Source organism: Companilactobacillus formosensis, assembly GCF_005405305.1.
Classification (GTDB): Bacteria; Bacillota; Bacilli; order Lactobacillales; family Lactobacillaceae; genus Companilactobacillus; species Companilactobacillus formosensis.
The window spans coordinates 26,786-46,064 of sequence record NZ_BJDU01000011.1 but is presented as its reverse complement, the minus strand read 5'-3'; the positions used below and the strand labels follow the sequence as shown (position 1 = coordinate 46,064).

The following is a 19,279-nucleotide window of genomic DNA, read 5'->3' as shown; positions in this document are numbered from 1 at the left end:
AAAATTTAAGGAAGTGTTAGATTATCACCTATCAAATAGTTATTGAGGGAACTATTATTTCTTCAGTTTCGTTTGACAAGGCGGATTTTACACCAGAAGTACTTATATGTGTAGATCAGTCAGGAATTATTGACCGAGTTATATCCGCTACTGATAGCGATTATCAGTCTGTTAAACAAGCTGCTCAACAAAATGGTTCTTATCATCGAGTTGCAAACGGTAGTTACATTCTACCAGGATTCACTGATTTACATATTCATGCGCCACAATGGCCTCAATCTGGTTTAGCTTTGGATAAACCATTGAATGAATGGCTAAATTCTTACACCTTCCCACTGGAAGCTAAGTTCAAAGATAAGAAATATGCCGAAAAAGTTTACTACAGTCTAATTAAAGAACTTTTAGCAAATGGAACGACGACCGGATTGTTTTTCGGTTCGATTCATAATGATGCTAATCTGATTCTTGCTAAAATCTGTGCAAAACTTGGTCAAAGAGCTTTTATCGGAAAAGTTGCGATGGACAATCCTGATCAAACGCCAGATTATTACCGTGACCTAAATTCTCAAGTTGCCTTAGAACAAACTGAAACATTTATCCAGAAAATGTTCGAAATGCAAAAACAAACCAGTGCTGAGATAACACCCGTTATAACGCCAAGATTTGTTCCTAGTTGTACCGAAGAAACTCTACAAGGACTTGGGCAATTAGCAAAGAAATATGATTTACCAATTCAGTCGCACTGCAGCGAAAGTATTTGGGAAGATCACTACGCTTTAGAACACTATCATTTGAGGGATACTGAAGTTTTAGACAAATTTGGATTATTGACTGATAAATCAGTTATGGCACATGGCACTCAACTAAGTGATCAAGATTTAAATACTTTTAGTAGTCGCAAAACAGCTATCGCACATTGTCCAATCTCTAATATTTATTTTGGCAACTCCGTTATGCGAGTCCAAGACGCTCATCAAAAAAACGTTAAAATCGGTTTAGGTACCGATATCTCCGGAGGTTTCTCTCCTAGTCTTTATCGCAATATGCAACAAAGTATCATGTCTTCACAAATTTTAACTGAACAAGGACATGAAAACGCACGTATTTCAGCCGCAAATGCTTTTTATCTAGCCACTGTTGGTGGAGCAAATGCTTTACACATTAAATCAGGACAAATTAAATCTGGCTTTAAAGCTGATTTACAAATTGTTCAAGATCAATATTTCAACATTTCATCTAATGAACCACAAGAAATATTTGAAAGACTGATTTACCATACGAATAAAGAAAATATCAAACAAGTTTATGTATCTGGAAAACTAGTACATGACAACTTAGGAGAAGAATAATGGATAATAATAAGAGTAATTTACTCGTTGGTCCTGACGACAAAATCGGCATGGGAGAAGCTGGTTTCTTAGGATTACAACACGTCTTAGCAATGGATATTTATGTTCCACCAATTGTTTTGGCCGGTATGATGGCAATGGGTTTGGGTGACCAAATGGGCTTGTTGCAATCAACATTTTTAGCTGCCGGAATCGGTACAATTTTACAAACTTTTGTCTTCATGAAGATGCCTGTTTCTCAAGGTCCTTCCTTCGTTCCATTAGGAGCTGCTGCCGGTGTTGTTTTAGCATCTGGTGGTCTAAAAGGTAATGGGATGGGCACTTTGATTGGAGCTACTCTAATTGGTTCAATTATTTTGATTATCCTGGGTGCAACTGGAATCTTCCAGAAAATAATTAACCGTTTAGTCCCTGCTTTAGTCGGTGGAACTATCATTACTTGTGTTGGATTATCATTGATCCCTACAGCATTGAATGACAATATTTTTAATGCTGGCGGCAATGTTAATAACAACATCATCTTAGCTTCAGTTACCGCTCTAACCTTGTTAATTTCTGTCGGTATCAGTTTGAAATTCAAAAAAGTTCGTCGCTTTTTCAGAACTAGTTCAATTATTTTAGCACTAGGTGTAGGTACGATTGTTTCAACTATGATGGGCATGTTCAATTGGAAAGAAGTCAATGAAGCCGCTTGGTTCGGTTTTCCAGAAAGAACTATTTTCCACTGGGGTATCAATTTTAGTCCATCAGCAATCATTACTTTCATCATCATTTATGCCGTTATAACGACTGAAACTACTGGTACTTGGTTCGCTATGGGTGCCGTTACAAATCATGAAATTACTGATAAACAGTGGAATCGAGGAATCATTGGTGAAGGACTTAGCTGTATGGTAGCTTCCCTATTAGGAACTACTCCAGTTACTGGTTATTCTACAAACGCCGGTGTCATTTCTATTACTGGTGTTGCTAGTAAACGTGTCTTCTTATTCGCCGGTATTTGGTTCTCAATTTTAGGATTTTTCAGTAAGTTATCCGCTTTTCTAGCTGCTATTCCTGCACCAGTAATTGGTGGAGTCTTTGCAATCATCACCGTTACTATTATGTTAAACGGTCTTAATGTCATTCGCGGATTAGAGACAACTGATCGTGACCTTTATATTATCGGTATCCCAATTGTTCTAACATTAGCTTTGGTTCTTTTACCTGCAAGCGTTACTAAGAATGCACCTCAAATTTTACAATACTTATTAGGTTCTCCAATTGCCGTGGCTGCTATTGCTGCTATCATCTTAAATTTGGTCATGCCTAAGAGTAGTCCAGAAGTAAAAACTGCTTAGAAAAGGAAATCTTTATGGTTCCTTCTTAAGTTAGTTTACCGTTAAATGTCATCGTTAGTTCTGCTTTACTGATCATCTACAAAGCTGCTACACTGAATAACGACATTTATTTCAAGTAAATCAAAATTAAAAAGCATCTATTCAGATATGGTCAATTTACCGGCTGTAATTATCTGAATAGATGCTTATTTGTTTGATCATAAAAAAATATAGCATCACTATGAAGGACGGAATCCTAATCTAACTTAGAAGATTCCCTCTTCTATTTTGCAGTTATTTGCATTCGACCATTATCCTTCGAATGATACAAATTAGCATCGACCCGTTTGTAAAAATCATTAGGATCATTATCTTTTTTAGATACTTCAGAAACACCTATCGAAACGGAAATATTAATGTGCTGACCATTGAAGTCAATTCCTAAGTGATTCAGAGCACTAAAGATTTGAGGAACAACTTTTTGAGTCTCATTTAAATCATAACTAGGAAACAAGACGTTGAATTCTTCTCCACCGGTCCGATACAATTTGATTCTTGAATCATTTTCATCTATTACAGTTTGAACAACATCCACTACGTGCTGCAAAACTTTGTCCCCTGCTAAATGTCCATATGTATCATTGATTCGCTTAAAATGATCAATATCAAACATCATCATTGATAAATGCAATTTATTTTTATGACTATTTTGGAACAGATCACTGACTTCCGTCATATAAGCTGCATAATTTTTGGCTTGCGTCAAAGCATCGTGATGAGCGGAGCGGGCTAAATTATTCTCCAAACGTTGATTCTTATTCAACATTCTAATATAACTGTACAATAACGCTTGAAATACTAAGAAATAGCTAATTTCTTGAAAATAAATATACCATGATAATGAGAACTTAATTTTAACTAAAAACCACAATATTAATCCAAAAAAGGTTCCTGTAATAAAATAAATTGCAAAAATATATTTATGTTTTTGTGACCACTTATAAACATAATTCATACACCAATAGAATAAAATAATTATCAAAGAATAAGTCCACGATTCCCAATAAGTTAGTGATGAATTGATCCACATGAACAATACTACAATTGGTAGAAAAGCTTTAAATGGAATATGAATAGCCAAAAAGTAGGCACAAAAGATAACCGCAATCAATTGGAAGTTCATAAATAGCCAAGAATTATCTTGTCCAGCAATACCTATTTGTAAACTATAAACAAAAATCAAAATATAGATTACGCCGAACCATGATTCAATCGTATGTTCTTTGATTTTCGGATATTTTAAACGTATTTTAGATTTCAGCCAATCGACTAAAACTACGTATAACGTAAAAACGCCCAAAATGAAAAAGACACTCGTTACTACTGGCGTTACTTGCCAAACAGACCAAGTCATTAATCATCCCTCCCATCTCAGGTATTAACTCACTAGCCTTATTCTACTACAATTTTATATTTATTTTATTATAAAAAGTCTTATTTTTAATATCTTTTTTACATTAAAAAAAGAGAACATCAATTATAAGATGCTCCCTTTAAATGGTCGTAATTTGCATACGGCCGTGCTTCTTAGAATAATAAAGATTATTATCAACGCGCTTATAAAAATCATTTGGTGTAACATCTTTGTTTGAAATTTGAGAAACTCCCATCGAAACAGAAATTTCAATCTTTTTTTCATCTGTCTCAACTTTTAAATGATTTAAAGCGGTAAATATTTCTTCAACAATTACTTGCGTTCCCTTAAGATCATAATTAGGAAATAGAATATTAAATTCTTCTCCACCAGTTCGGTAGAGTTTCACTGAAGAATCATTAGCATTCAAAACCGTTTGCACAACGTCAACGGTGTGCTGTAAAACTCGATCACCCGCTAGGTGTCCATAAGTATCGTTTACTCGTTTAAAATGATCGATATCGAACATGACCATAGAAAAACTTAAATTGTTATCTTTGCTGTTTTTAAATAAATATTTAACTTCTGTTTCGTAGGCTGAATAGTTCAAAGCTTTTGTCAATGCATCATGACTAGCTACTTCAGCTAAGCGAGCTTTGAGTCGATCATCTCTAAAGAGCATTCTGACATAGGAATACAATAATAATTCAAAAATTACTAAATATGATAATTCCTGAACATACGTAGTCCAAGATAAGTCAAATTTTAATTTCATGAAATACCATAATAATGCCCCAAAGAATATCCCTGCACCTAAATAAAAGAATAAAGGCGATTTAAGTTTTTGTGACCATAAATATCCTTTATTCATCGTTACATAAAATATTATTAACGTAATTGCGTGACACCATGATTCCCAGTATCCGACTGAAGAATTATAGATCATAAATAGTAAAACAATCGGTAAAAGAAAATAATATGGGATGCGAATATTCAAAAAATACGCACAAAACACTATCGCTATCAACTGAAAATTCATAAATTCCCAAGAATACGACTGTCCCAAAATAGAATATTGCATTCCAAAAGAAAAAATCAGCATGTAAATAATTCCAACAACAGATTCAACCGTATGATCCTTGATATTAATGTCTTTTGAATGAAGCTTTACTTTAATCCAATCAACTAATACTTCAAAAAGTGTAAAAACACCCAAAATAAAGAAAATACTAGTGATAAATGGTGAAACTCGCCATACAAGCCAAGTCAATTATACTTGTACCTCCTATTTGTAGTAAACCATCGATTAAATCCATAAAAAGACTAGTACTTTCTAATATTACTACAAAAAGTGGTAATTGCGATAAATATTTTTATATTTTGATCACCACTTAGAAGTAATCAATCAATTGAGGCTTTTCTTGCACAAAGAGATTCGACAAGTCAGCAATCTTTTCTGCATCACCACTGACTAATCCGTAATTAAATAATGATTTAAGACTACGATAGCCAAACATTGCTTTGGTCAAGTTTTGAATGGTAAGCACAAAATCTGGTTTCAGTTCATCATTCACCTTCAAATCAACAATTCCATCATTAACTGCTAATGACCATATGTGATCATTCCAAGTCAATGAATCTTCTACTCTAAAATTAATTCGAGCCAAATTCATCTTTTGAATTGGATAACGTTTCAAAAAATCCTCTAAATTAACTATTCGAGCCATCATATATGGAATAACTTCTAACTTAGCTGAATTGGGGTCTTCTAATAAGTCAGCCTTAAAATCAGCATCTGGAGATTCGTAAATGAATTTTTCAAAAATAGATTGATGCTTAGTAACAAATTTTAATAATAGTTGTAAACTCAAGGGATTGCTGTTAATCCATTCATGAATAACAAAATTAATACCTTCAGTGTAATAAACTAAATAACCTATTAATTTATTGTCTTGGTAAGCCAAAGCTAATTGATATTCTGGATGTTTATCAATCATATGATCCCACCACCAATCAGCGCGAGACATGCCACCAAGATGATTTTTTTCTTGATACAATTGTTTTACCATGGATGGCAATTCGGTGATCCTAGCTCGCTTGACTAGCCCTTCTTGAGCATTTTTTACTCTGGGTAAATCAACATTTTTAATAGTTATCTTCGTGTGATCAAAGACTTGTTCAAAGCCAAATTGACGATAATAGCCGTATGAAAAAGGCGCCAAGTAAGAAATCGTTACACCATCGTTATACATATCTGAAAGTGCTGATTCCATTAGTGAGCTGGCTCCTCCACGACCGCCAAATTCTGGGGCGCTCATAACGTCACCGATACCATTCATCTTAAAATCAACGTCATGGAAATTGACATTGAATGGAATACTAAATAAACCGCTGCCTAATTTATCTTCATTCATAATTCCATAAACTTTTGCATGATCAAAGCGTTCTTTTAAGACTGATCTTCTGTGTGGTGAATCGGGTCGATTAAAAGAATATAAGTACAATTCATAAAATTGATTAAATTTATCTTTACTGAGTAAATATTTATTCATGTTTTTCTCCCTATAAAAAAATACTATTCAATTGAGAATAGTATTTCTTTGTTTTTATTCTGCTAATTTAAAACTACTCCAAGGCTCGATATAACTCAACAAGAAAGCCTCGTTCGAATTCAAATGTCCAACAATATTGCGACGTCCGTCATTCTTAATATCACGAAGTGCAATTTGCGTTTCACCTTTGTATTGTCCGTAGTCCTCATTAACTATAATGATATCGCCGCGTTTAATGTCTTGAGTATCATGGGCAGGGAAATTCCCATCTTTGTATACTACTCGAGTCATTGTACTACGTAACAAATAATCAGATGCATCACCACGATAAACGTGAGTAGATTTTAAAATAACTTCTTTTTCTAAATCAGTAATGTCAGAAGATAAGTCAACTTTCAATACTGGGAATGGTGCATAGAAAGCATCAGCAGCTTCTTTTAATTCTTCATCCGATGCGTATGTGTTACCAATGATGACATCATCAACTACTCCGCTCAACAATAAATGTTTAACTTGGGTAGAAATTGGTAAGTCACGATCATCTTCAAGTGTTGGTAAACCATCTTGAACTGGCCATGGGCCAAAAGTAGCATTGTGCGAGCTGACAAAAGCGGCTGAGTGAATGTTACGCTCTTTAAAGAAGTTCGACCATTTAATGAAGAACTCTTCACCTAAACCGGTATATCTTTGAGGATAAAAGTTATGACAACCGAGTAGATTATCCTTTTTAGGATGGTAGGAAAGAATATTGTCTAAGTAGTGTGTACCAGAACTCATATTGATTTCAATTTTTAAACCATAAGGATTACGCGTCATCTTAGCTTCTTCCATTCCAGAGAAACCTTCATCCAAACGGATACCAAAGGCTCCTAATTCATGGAAAAATGATAAGTCATCGTAACTAATATCTAATGCTTTAAATAGTCTAGGATTCATATCAACAATCGTCACAAAACCAAGTTTATTTCCATAAGCAATAGTTTCTTTAAAACGACTGATCGTCTTATCCTTGTCATCACCTAACTCAAGTAATGAAGCAAAGATTCTTGAATAGCCTAACTTACTAGCAGTATCGAGATATTTCTTATCCTCTTCTAAAGTTGAATGTTCAGGATATAGTGACAATCCTAGTCTTCTCAAAACATGACCTCCAAAAAGTTATTATTTAGCAGCTTCTTTTGTTTGACCTAATTCTTCAGCCAACTTATCTTTATCCATTGACTTGAAGAAGTACCAGTACATCAAAGTATCAAGCACAATATTGATAATTTGCATTACAGCACCAGAAATGTGACCAGTTGAAATAAATCCTGATAGAACTGGTGGAGTTGTCCATGGGATATAAACACCCATTGGTCTTGCAACTAAGTTTGTAGCCATACCAATATATGTTGTTGTTACGTTGATAAGTGGTGTTAGGATAAATGGAACTAACATCTTATAGTTCATAACAATTGGTAGTCCGAATAGAATAGGTTCATTAATATTGAATATTGCAGGCCCGGCAACCAACTTACCTAAGGTCTTTAATTCTTTACTCTTTGCAGCAAAGGCTAACAAGAATGCCAAACCGATTGTGGCACCTGAACCACCCATGTGAACAAAGTTATCGAAGAATGATGTTGTAACAATGTTTGGTAAAGCTTTACCAGCAGTAAAGGCTGCGTGGTTTTGGTTCAAAGCTGTCAACCAGATAGGCATCATAACACCAGAAACAACGTTAGCACCGTGAATACCAAAAATCCATAGGAAGGAAATCAAGAATTCAGCTACCAAAGCACCTGGCAATGTGTTACTCAAGTGACCTAGTGGATCAGCTAAGAAGAATGAAATGATATTTGGAATACTTTGCATTGGAGTTGCTTCAACACCCATACGAATTACCCAAACAAGAAGTAAAACAATGAAACCTGGGAACAAAGCGGCAAATGAGTTACTTACTGCTGGTGGAACTGTATCAGGCATCTTAATTGTCCAGTTCTTGTGGACCATCCAAACATAAAAGTCGGTAATAAACAAACCAACAATAATAGCTGTAAATAAACCAGCTGAATCAAATTGTGTTAATGGAATCCACAATGCTCCAGCCTTGTCTGTCTTCAATGGAATTGTTAGGACGAAAGCACCTAATGAAACAATTGAAGCAGAGATAGGATCGACCTTATAACTCTTAGCCAAGTTATAAGAAATACCAATAACAGCAATCAGACCCATAATATGGAATGATGCGTTTGTTGGATATTGTAATACTGTTGCCCAGTTCTTACCGAAGATACTAGCCATGAAGTCTAGATAGGCTTGAATTGGGAATTGCGCGATAATCATGAAGATAGAACCAATGATGATCATTGGAACGGCTAATGTCATACCATCACGCAATGCAATCAAATGACGAGAAGAAGCAAGCTTACCAGCAAGAGGAATAATTTTCTCTTGGACGAAGCTGCCGGATTTCTTTTCAGCCATGTGCAAAACCCCCTCAAATAAAATTTGTTACCAAGCAGAAACACTGTTATCCGCTTACAAGAACTATTGTAACCCTTTACATTAAAATATGTGTGTTTTTATAAGCAAAATAATAAGTTAACGTAGAAAAAACGTGTTACTTTTCTGTGACATGTTCCGTGAAACGATTATCGATGTGGTCTACCATTTTATGATACGAACAATTAGCAATCTGTTCCAAAGTGTAGACAATTGGCACTTGAGTCGTGACATTAATGTGCCCCTTGCGGTTTTGCGGCGTATCATAAGAGATCGAAAAGTCAGTAATTTGATTCAAGACAGAATATGAATTAGCTGTCAAAGCAATCGTCTCAGCACCGTTTTTTTTGTAGTAACGAGCTTGCTCCAAAACTTGATCCGTTTCGCCTGATATCGACACTAAAATCAATAAAGTCTTTGAAAAATCGCGGTCTGAGAATGGTTCTGGTTGAAAAGGATCAAGAATCGGCAAAGAGTAAACCCCATAGCTTGACAAGATACTAGCACCATATTGAGCAATTCTGCCGCTGTTACCTACCCCAAAAAACAATACTAAGTCTGATGCATTAATCATATCGGCCGCTTGATTGATTTTGTCATCAAATGGTTCTTCATCAGCCACTAGTTGGAAAAAGTTTTTGATAGGCTCCATACTAGGATCCTGTTGGGATTTGGCCGGTTGTTTAAGACTCTGCTTCAAAGCAAATTTGAATTCTGAGAAACCACTATAGTCCATTTTCTTCAAGAAACGTAAAATTGTCGTGGTCGAAACATGTGCCGCATCTGCCATCTCACGAATCGTCATGTTTTGAACTTCTTTGGTGTGGCCAATAATGTACTTATAAACTATTAGTTCCAAGCGATTGAGCTCATGTACTTTTTGATATGGAAACATAAATCTCCCTCCTCTTTTAATTGGTCTATATCGCTTTTAGTAAAGATATTTTAATTATAAATGTAACAAGTTACTTATTCCAGAAAACAAATAAGCTGAGACAAACAATTTGGCTTTGTCTCAGCTTATTTTAATAGATTCAGTCTAAGTCTGATCCGTTTGAACGGATAACTTTTTGATACCAGTAGAATGAATCCTTCTTTGAACGTTCAAGTGTTCCGTTACCTTCATCATCTTTATCAACATAAATGAAACCGTAACGTTTGGACATTTGACCTGTTCCAGCAGAAACCAAATCAATACATCCCCAAGGTGTGTAACCTAGAAGATCTACGCCATCTTCATTAACCGCCGTTATCATTTGTTTAACGTGTGCTCTCAAATAGTCAACACGGTAATCATCGTGAATTGAACCATCTTTTTCTACTTTATCATAAGCACCAAAACCATTTTCAACAATCATCAAAGGCTTGTGATAGTGTTCAGTAAGCCAGTTCATTGAATAACGAAGTCCTACGGGATCAACTGGCCAACCCCAATCGTTGTATTTCATATTAGGATTCTTAACAGTTTCACGGTCTCCAACAAACTTGAATTCTGGATTATCATCACTGTATTTGACGGTCATAGAATTGTAATAACTGAAACCAACATAATCGACTGTTCCTTCACGTAAAACAACTCGATCTTCTGCCGTGATATCTGGTCTTAAATCGTGATTCTTGAAGTAAGCTTCCATACCAACTGGATATTCGCCTAATGTTTGAACATCTGACCACCAGTAACGTCTTTGCATAGCCTTTTCAGCTAACAAGATGTCCTTAGGATCTGATGAGGCTGGATAAACGGGTGTAAAGTTGACCATATTACCAATCTTGAAGTCAGGATTGATCTTGTGTCCAATTTTAACAGCCAAAGCACTAGCAACAACTTCATAATGAGATGCTTGATACATTAGAGCTTCACGTTCTTGTTCTGATTCATTGTCCCAGAAAATCAAACCGGAATCAGTTGCAATTGAAAAGTCATTAGTATAAGTAGTTTGGTTGTTGATTTCGTTGAAAGTCATCCAATACTTAACTTTATTCTTGTAACGTTTGAAACATACTGTAGCAAATTTAACGAAAAAGTCGATCACACGACGATCTCTCCAACCACCATACTTCTCAACTAAGTGATATGGCATTTCAAAGTGTGACAATGTGATCACAGGTTCAATACCATATTTCAAACATTCATCAAATAAATCATCGTAAAATTTCAATCCTGCTTCATTAGGTTCATCTTCATCACCATTTGGAAAAATTCTTGTCCAAGCGATAGAAGTTCTAAAGCATTTGAAACCCATTTCAGCAAATAATTTAATATCGCCTTTGTATTGGTGGTAAAAATCAATTGCTTCATGGTTTGGATAGTTTTTACCAGGAATGATTCCCTTAGTAATTTCACGTGGCTTTTGATAAGCACCAGCTGTCATAATGTCTGAAACGCTGACACCTTTGCCATCGACATTCCATGCACCCTCAAGTTGGTTAGCAGCTACAGCACCACCCCAAAGAAAATCTTTTCTTAATCCACTTTTTGTCGTTTCAGTCATTTATTAACCCTCAATTCTTTTTTATTACTCTGTTAAATCTTCACCATTAGAAGCGATAACCTTTTTGTACCAAGCAAATGAATCTTTCTTGTAACGCTTGAGACTTCCGTTACCTTCATCATCTTGGTCAACATAGATCATGCCGTAACGCTTCTTCATTTCCCCAGTACTTGCTGAGATCAAGTCGATGTGACCCCATGGAGTATATCCAATCAAATCAACACCATCTTCATGAACAGCTTTCTCCATTTGTAAAATGTGATCGTGGAAATATGAAATACGATATGGATCATGAATACTGTTATCGTCTTCTAATTTATCGTAAGCGCCAAAACCATTTTCAACGATAAATAATGGCTTGTGCCAACGAGTCGTCATCCAGTTCATTGCGTAACGAAGTCCCACTGGATCGATTTGCCAACCCCAGTCAGATTTTTCTACGTAAGGATTAGAAACTAAATCATTGTGTTCGTCATAGTCAAAATGAGTTTCCCCATCTTTAGCCTTTGTTGTAAAGGACATGTAATAGCTAAAGCCAACGTAATCAACTGTACCAGCCTTGATATCTGCTAAATCAGCAGCAGTAATATCTAGGTTATAACCCTTGCGAGCCCAATACTTAGTAATCCATTCAGGATAGAAACCAAGTGCTTGTACATCGCCAAAGTAATAACGATATTGCATTGCACGTTCAGCCTTCATAATGTCAGTTGGCTTAGAAGTCAATGGATAGACTGGACACATAGCAATCATTGAACCAACTTTTAAACTTGGGTCGATCTTGTGGGCAATTTGAACTGCATGTGCACTAGCCACAAACTCATAGTGAGCTGCTTGGAACATTGCTTCTTCCCAATTATCATCTTTGCCTAGTTGTAAACCTGAGTCTTGAAGCAATGGATGTGGATCACGCCAGTCGGTCTGATTATTGATTTCGTTAAAAGTCATCCAATACTTAACTTTGTCCTTATAACGTCTGAAGCAAACTTCGGCAAAACGATCGAAGAATTCAATCACTTTACGGTTGCTGAAACCACCATATTCTTTTACTAAGTGATATGGCATTTCAAAATGTGACAAAGTGATTACTGGTTGAATACCATATTTAAGACACTCGTCAAACATATCATCATAAAATTTCAAACCAGCTTCGTTAGGTTCAGTTTCATCGCCATTTGGAAAAATTCTCGTCCAGGCAATCGAAGTTCTGAAACATTTCAAACCCAATTCAGCAAACAATTTAATATCTTCAGGATATTTATGATAAAAATCATTACCCCAATGGTTAGGATAAATTTGACCTTCCTCAACGCCATCGGTAACTTTTCTAGCGACACCTTTAGCACCAGCAGTCATGACATCAGCAATGCTGACACCTTTGCCACCTTCGTTCCAACCACCTTCTAGTTGGTGTGCAGCAACGGCACCGCCCCAAAGAAATCCTTTGGGCATTTTGATTCCTTCACTCATAGAAATTATTCTCCTTCTTTGGCTAATTTCTTGTACAAATCAACAATTTCTCCTGCTAGATCTCTAAATGTAATAGCATTCATAATGTGATCTTGTGAGTGAACCATCAACAAAGTAACTTTAGCATGTTCACCATTAGCTTCTTTAGTAAGCATATCTGTTTGTGAGTTGTGAGCGTCTACTAAGAAGTCATCAGATTCCTTTAATTTTTGATCTGCTACTGTAAAGTGACCTTTTTTAGCAGCATTAATTGCCTCAAAAGCAGAACTCTTAGCATTTCCACCATTAATAATTAATCCCATTACTGTTTGTAGTTGTTCGTCGTGTTTTTCTTCAGCCATTTTTATTTCTCCCTCAATAATTAAGCGCTTACTTTATTTTTAAATAACGAAAGGGGTGCAATTTGCGCCCCTTTTGTTTGGTTTTTATTGATGATTAGCCGATTAGCTTTACGGCTTCACGTAGAACTTTTTCACCATTCATCATTCCATAGTCTTGCATATTAATAACTTCAACAGGAATACTCAACTTATCTTTGAATTGACCTTCCATGTATCTTACTTGAGGTCCAAGCATTAATACATCTGGATGTTTTTCTTCCAATTTTGCATCTGCATCGGCAGCAGCAGCAGCAAAGATTTCAGCATCGATGCCGTCACTTTCAGCAGCCTTTTGCATCTTTGATACTAGTAAACTTGTTGACATACCTGCGGCACAACATAACATAATTGTTTTTTCAGCCATAATGAAATACCCCTCTTGGTTATAAAATTTATTTGTTTGTTTTTTATCTAAAACGTTTACTAAAAACGCTTTCATAGAACACTTAGAGTATATAACTCATCAAAAATTTTATCAAGTTGTTTTTATCGAAAAACAAATATTCTTTAAAAGAATTATTCAAAAACTTTCTCCAGACAAACAAAAACATCTATTCAAATTCGTCTCATGACTAAAAATCTGAATAGATGCTTCTATAAATTAAAATTCTTTTTTCAATACACGTTGAATCATTTTAGCAACACCATCGTGATTGTTATTGTCCGTTACCTTCCAAGCAACTTTTTTAACACCCTCAATGGCATTTTCCATCGCTACTCCATAACCGACTTCTTTGATCATATCTAAATCATTACCATAATCACCAAAGCACATGAAATCAGCCATAGGAATTCCAGAGTGTTCAGAAATCCGTTGTAAAGCTGATAATTTAGTGACATCTTGACCATTTATTTCAAAATAATAGCTTCCTGAACGACTAATAGTTATCGGCATAGAAGTGAATGATTCTAGTTTCTTTTGTAAAAATGGCAATTGTTTTGGTACACAACTAAAACAGACTTTATAAATGTTGATCTGTTGATCTTGGTTGATTTTCATCAAATCAGCGATTGAATGGGCTTTTTTGTGATGACGATCCATTCCTTCAAAATAAGTTGTCCAACTGTGGTTAGGATCGTAGACGTAAATATCATTGAGTCCATCTAAAACGACTTTAAACTTACTAAATTCTGCCCTTCTCAGGATTTCAGCAATAATAACTGGATCCATTGGTTGATCGATTATCTTTTGTCCTTTTGGCCCTATTACAACGGCACCATTTAAAACAACTCGATAACCGTCAATTTTTAAGTCCTTTTCAAAAAATTTATTAACTGAATGCAACGTTCTCCCCGAGCAAATCGCAAAATCAATTCCAGAATTGACCGCATCACGGATGGCTTGCGCATTTTGTGTTGATATTTTACTGTAACTGTTTAACAACGTCCCATCTAGGTCAGTCCCTATAAATTTGATCATTAATTAAGTAACCCCTTACATAAAATCAATTTACATTAATCATACGACACTGCCTATAAAAAACAAATACCCAATTACTTGTTAACGAGAACTTTATTCATGTCAGCAATAAAACTTGGATAGGAAACGTCGATTGATTCAATATTTTTAATTTGAAAAGGACTATCAGTCAAAATTGAAGCGATACAGAGCATCATGGCAATACGATGATCATTGTGACTATCAACATCATCTTTAACATTAATCTTTTGGTCGCCATCGATTACGATCGTATCATCATTAACTTGCATAACAATGCCTAACTTGGCTAATTCCACACGCATATTTCTGATACGGTCGGCTAGTTGCAAGTGAACATCGTGAATACCTTCAATTACCGTTTGTCCGCTGGCTTGTGAAGCCATCAATGCTATTAAAGGTATTTCATCAATAATAAAAGGTACTTGCTTATTCGTGATTTTAGTACCGTGCAATTTTTGATATTTAATAATTAAATCGCCATAAGGTTCGACACTATTGATTGAACGATGATCGACATAAATATTAGCTCCCATTTGTTTAGCGACATTTAAAAGTCCAATTCTTGTAGAGTTCAAGCTGACTCGTGGCAAAGTTATTTGACTTCCTTTAGACAATAAAGCTCCAGCAATATACAAAGCAGCTGAAGAAAAGTCGCCTGGAATCGTAATGCTTTGACCTTTTAATTGAGCTCCGGGATGAACAATAATCGTATCAGGATCGACTGAAACATTCCCGCCAAAATAATTTAACAATACTTCTGTATGATTACGCGTTGCTTGTTTACGAATAATCGTCGTATTGCTTTTAGCATAAATGCCAGCTAACATCAGACTACTTTTAATTTGGGCACTAGAAATATCTTGATGATAAACTATTCCCTTTAAGTTCTCACTACCAGTTATTTTAGCCGGTAACGAATTTTCTCCCAAAGTCTGGTAACTAGCACCCATTTCTTGAAGAAGTTCTACTAGACGATCATTAGGCCGTTTTGAAAGATAGTCTCCTCCTCTTACTTCATACTGATTGGGACTGCTTGCCAAAACGCCGAGCAACAAACTCTCTAGTGTTCCAACATTTTCGATATTCAATGGTTTGTCTAAAGGCTTTAGATGATGATCTACTCCCTTAATGACCATTGCTTTGGTACTAACTTCTGTATGTATCTTAGCCCCTAATTGTTGAAAGGTTTTAGCAGTAACAGCTAAATCATCGGCATAATTAAAATTGCCAATTTGAGTAACGCCACTAGCCAAAGATCCCAAAGTAATAGCTAAGTGGGCAATACTTTTATCACCTGGAACCGTCACTTCACCTTGAAACTTGAACTTGTGTGCTTTCGTATTATAGTTAAATATTTAAATACACCTCATTAATAAGCTGTTCATTATCTTACTTCTCTCTTTGTTTTCTTACTGTTACGCTACCTAATTTTGGGATATAAAACAAACTTTTAGTCTTGAAGACAAAAAAATAGGGCTTTCGCCCTATCAAATTTTCATTCTAGAAGCACAATCTATAAATTGCTTCTGCAAATATTTCCATAGCTTTTCTCATATCTGCTTTACTCCAATTTTCATTAGCTTGGTGCATGAAATCAGGCGTTGTAGGCAACATTCCACCAAAAGCTACACAGTTGTGCATTGTTCTAGCAAAAGTTGCTCCACCAGAAATAGCTGGTTGTGACTTCGTGTCGCCGGTTAAGTCTTGATAAGTTTGCATCAAAGTTTTAACCAAAGTGCTATCAGTTGGCACATAAAGTGGTGCAACATAATCGAAGTTTTCATATCTCATGTCGTATTTGGCAACTGCATCAGAAACTTTTTGAATCAACTCGTCATGGTCGATCTTAACAGGAATTCTCATATCGATTTGCATCTTAGATTCTTCTGGAGTGATCTTCAAACTAGAAATGTTGAAAGTCAATTTACCAGAAACATCATCAGAAATATCACCTAACAAGTTAGTAGCATTAGCATCTTCGCCAAAGTCTTTCAAGAATTGCAATACTTTGATATCAGGATAAACGTCAGCCAAAGCAATTCCTAATCTGACCACAGCGTTAGTTCCTTCTGGAGCATTCATAGCATGAACTGAATGACCGTGAACTTCAATACCATCAGCTGTTTGGTCGGCTTCAAAATTATGAGCTTTCAAAGCAGCCATTACTTCGTCTTGCTTTGGACCATTGTATATAGCTTTGCCAGGTACAGCATTGAAGGCATTTTCCAAATCGATATTTAATTCTGTTGATCCAGGTCCAAACAAATGTGATTGTTGCAAACCTTTTTCAGCATAAATCAATGGAAACTCGGCATCTGGTGCAATACCTAAATCGATTGGATCTTCCTTCTTGTTGTATTCTGCTAAGCATCTCCAAAGAATCTCTTCGTCAGTACCAAAAATCACACGAATCTTTTTATTTAATTTATAACCTTTATCGAGGATAGATTTAACGGCATAAATAGCAGCAATTGTAGGTCCTTTGTCATCTTGAGTTCCACGACCATACAACTTGCCATCTTTTTCAGTCAATTGATAAGGCTCTACATCCCAGGCTTCTAAGTTGCCGGCTGGCACTTCATCAACGTGACCAACGATACCAAAGGTTTCATCACCTTCACCAATATCAGCATAGCCATAATAGCCATCTGGATCTTCGTAAGTCTTAAAACCTAAATTACCGATAATTTCCAAAACTTTATCCAAAGCAGCTTTCGGACCTTTACCAAAGGGAGCATTAGGTTCAGCTGGTTCATTGTATGAAGCAACACCAACTAATTTGCCTAAATCCTTAATAGCTGCATCTTGAATTTCATCTGTAATAAATTTTTCCATTGTTCTTTCCCCCAAAAAATTATTTAAATAAAATTACTTAAACATCGAGCAAATAACTAAGAAGACTGCAATTACCACGAACAAGATGGCAACCAGCTTCCACATGTACTTCCACCATTTAACGATACTTACGTGTCCAATAGCTAAAGCACCCATAACGATACCTGAAGTTGGTGTAATCAAGTTAACCAATCCTGAAGCTGATTGATAAGCTGTGATAACTAATGATCCGTCAACACCAGAGAACTTACCTAATGGTCCCATAATTCCCATTGTAGCGGCAGCTAGTCCAGAAGTTGAAGGAATCAAGAATGACATTGGAATGTAGAAAATGTATGTCAAAACGATGAAGACACCGGCAGAAAGATTTTGAAGTCCTGTTTCACCAGCGTGTAGAACTGTAGCTGTAATATAACCATTGTTCATGATAACTTGAATACCACGAGCAACTGCAACGATAATCGCAACACTTAAGAATTCATTCATACCATTCAAAAAGGCATCAATATATTCTGATTCTTTCATACCAAAGATGAACATAATGATAACTGACATCATGAAGAATAATGTTGTGATTTCTGTAAAGTACCATGTACCAAGTGGCGCAATGTCTTTACCAATCAAAGCACCTAAGAATGGTACGTTTGTTAACCATTTTGTAAAGCTGTCAAAGAATGTCCAATTTGGATTCAAACTTGACCAAGGAATCAAACTAGTGATCATAACTACGAAAGTAAGTGCAAACAACCAAAGAACGCTCTTTTGTTTCTTAGTTAGTTTTTCACCAATAGTTCTATCGGCCATAGAGAATTCTTCCAAATCCTTCTGACGACGCTCAAAAACGTATGATTGTGATGGATCTTTCTTGATTTTGTCTGCATAGTGCATAACGTAAAAAATACTGATTCCAGTTACTAAAATCAAAAGAATGAAACGTGGAATCAACCCGTCACCAGGTGAAATATTGATTGTCTGTGAAGCAACACCAGTCGCAAATGGGTTAACTGTTGAAGCCAAACATCCAACTTGTGAACCAATTAAAGCTAGAGAAATCGCTGTGATCGAGTCATAACCAACACTGATCATAACTGGGATCAAAATTGGGTAGAAAGCAATTGTTTCTTCCCCCATACCATAAGTAGAACCACCGATGGCAAATAATGTCATTAAAATAGGAATAAGTGCCTTTTCTTTACCCTTATACTTTTGAACGGTAGAACTGATACCATCATCCAAGGCCTTAGTCTTATTGACGACACCTAAAAATCCACCGATAACTAGGATAAATAGCGAGACTGAAATTGACCCTTCAGTAACATCGGTACCAACCATTCCGTTGATCGGTGCTAAAAATACGTCCCAAATACCTTGAGGACTGCTTGCGCGGGCTTTGTACGTACCTGCAATAATATTTCCTGCTTTAGTGGTTGCGTACTCACCTGCTGGTATAATCCAAGTCAAAATGGCAACTAAAATAATTAAGAAGAATAAAATTGTATATGCCGACGGCATTTGCCATTTTTTAGCTTTTTTTCCCATGAAT

At 35.8% G+C, this 19,279-nt stretch carries 16 protein-coding genes; 2 read left to right on the top strand and 14 right to left on the bottom strand.

The window, feature by feature from the left end; genetic code table 11:
- The first annotated feature begins 20 nt into the window (after window positions 1-20).
- On the top strand, window positions 21-1,349 hold the full coding sequence (gene guaD, locus FFM65_RS11380) for a guanine deaminase (RefSeq protein ID WP_162898004.1): 1,329 nt from the start codon (window positions 21-23) through the stop codon (window positions 1,347-1,349).
- The gene (locus tag FFM65_RS11375) at window positions 1,349-2,689 is read left to right on the top strand and encodes a uracil-xanthine permease family protein (RefSeq protein ID WP_119318857.1); all 1,341 of its coding nucleotides are present in this window, start codon (window positions 1,349-1,351) and stop codon (window positions 2,687-2,689) included. Before guaD ends, FFM65_RS11375 begins: the two co-directional genes overlap by 1 nt.
- A gap of 262 nt (window positions 2,690-2,951) precedes the next feature.
- On the opposite strand, the gene FFM65_RS11370 is transcribed toward FFM65_RS11375, so the two are convergent.
- The 14 genes from FFM65_RS11370 to FFM65_RS11305 form a co-directional block, all read right to left on the bottom strand.
- Entirely contained in the window at window positions 2,952-4,082 is a 1,131-nt protein-coding gene (locus FFM65_RS11370) for a GGDEF domain-containing protein (RefSeq protein ID WP_119318856.1), read from the bottom strand.
- A gap of 139 nt (window positions 4,083-4,221) precedes the next feature.
- Window positions 4,222-5,352, bottom strand: a complete 1,131-nt coding sequence (locus FFM65_RS12225; protein ID WP_162898002.1) for a GGDEF domain-containing protein — start codon at window positions 5,350-5,352, stop codon at window positions 4,222-4,224.
- 121 nt (window positions 5,353-5,473) lie between these two features.
- Window positions 5,474-6,634 (bottom strand): GNAT family N-acetyltransferase, encoded by a 1,161-nt coding sequence (locus FFM65_RS11360; protein WP_119318855.1) that lies wholly within the window; start codon window positions 6,632-6,634, stop codon window positions 5,474-5,476.
- A gap of 54 nt (window positions 6,635-6,688) precedes the next feature.
- Complete coding sequence (locus tag FFM65_RS11355; RefSeq protein WP_119318854.1) at window positions 6,689-7,774, bottom strand: DUF871 domain-containing protein; 1,086 nt, start codon at window positions 7,772-7,774, stop codon at window positions 6,689-6,691.
- Window positions 7,775-7,795: 21 nt separating this feature from the next.
- Complete coding sequence (celB, locus tag FFM65_RS11350) at window positions 7,796-9,100, bottom strand: PTS cellobiose transporter subunit IIC (protein ID WP_119318853.1); 1,305 nt, start codon at window positions 9,098-9,100, stop codon at window positions 7,796-7,798.
- A gap of 136 nt (window positions 9,101-9,236) precedes the next feature.
- The gene (locus FFM65_RS11345; protein ID WP_119318852.1) at window positions 9,237-10,013 is read right to left on the bottom strand and encodes a MurR/RpiR family transcriptional regulator; all 777 of its coding nucleotides are present in this window, start codon (window positions 10,011-10,013) and stop codon (window positions 9,237-9,239) included.
- Between the two features lie 139 nt (window positions 10,014-10,152).
- Complete coding sequence (locus FFM65_RS11340) at window positions 10,153-11,610, bottom strand: 6-phospho-beta-glucosidase (protein ID WP_119318851.1); 1,458 nt, start codon at window positions 11,608-11,610, stop codon at window positions 10,153-10,155.
- 24 nt (window positions 11,611-11,634) lie between these two features.
- The gene (locus FFM65_RS11335) at window positions 11,635-13,080 is read right to left on the bottom strand and encodes a 6-phospho-beta-glucosidase (protein ID WP_119318850.1); all 1,446 of its coding nucleotides are present in this window, start codon (window positions 13,078-13,080) and stop codon (window positions 11,635-11,637) included.
- Between the two features lie 5 nt (window positions 13,081-13,085).
- Entirely contained in the window at window positions 13,086-13,421 is a 336-nt protein-coding gene (locus FFM65_RS11330) for a PTS lactose/cellobiose transporter subunit IIA (RefSeq protein ID WP_059075006.1), read from the bottom strand.
- A 94-nt stretch (window positions 13,422-13,515) separates the two neighbouring features.
- Window positions 13,516-13,824: a PTS sugar transporter subunit IIB gene (locus tag FFM65_RS11325; RefSeq protein ID WP_057814254.1), complete on the bottom strand. Its 309-nt coding sequence runs from the start codon at window positions 13,822-13,824 to the stop codon at window positions 13,516-13,518.
- A 237-nt stretch (window positions 13,825-14,061) separates the two neighbouring features.
- Window positions 14,062-14,880 carry a Cof-type HAD-IIB family hydrolase gene (locus FFM65_RS11320; protein WP_119318849.1) on the bottom strand — a complete coding sequence of 273 codons (819 nt, stop codon included), beginning with the start codon at window positions 14,878-14,880 and terminating at the stop codon, window positions 14,062-14,064.
- Between the two features lie 74 nt (window positions 14,881-14,954).
- On the bottom strand, window positions 14,955-16,256 hold the full coding sequence (gene aroA, locus FFM65_RS11315) for a 3-phosphoshikimate 1-carboxyvinyltransferase (RefSeq protein WP_119318848.1): 1,302 nt from the start codon (window positions 16,254-16,256) through the stop codon (window positions 14,955-14,957).
- A gap of 145 nt (window positions 16,257-16,401) precedes the next feature.
- Window positions 16,402-17,736, bottom strand: a complete 1,335-nt coding sequence (locus FFM65_RS11310; protein ID WP_010020043.1) for a M20 family metallopeptidase — start codon at window positions 17,734-17,736, stop codon at window positions 16,402-16,404.
- 33 nt (window positions 17,737-17,769) lie between these two features.
- Window positions 17,770-19,275 carry a YfcC family protein gene (locus tag FFM65_RS11305; RefSeq protein WP_057814258.1) on the bottom strand — a complete coding sequence of 502 codons (1,506 nt, stop codon included), beginning with the start codon at window positions 19,273-19,275 and terminating at the stop codon, window positions 17,770-17,772.
- Window positions 19,276-19,279: the final 4 nt, after the last annotated feature.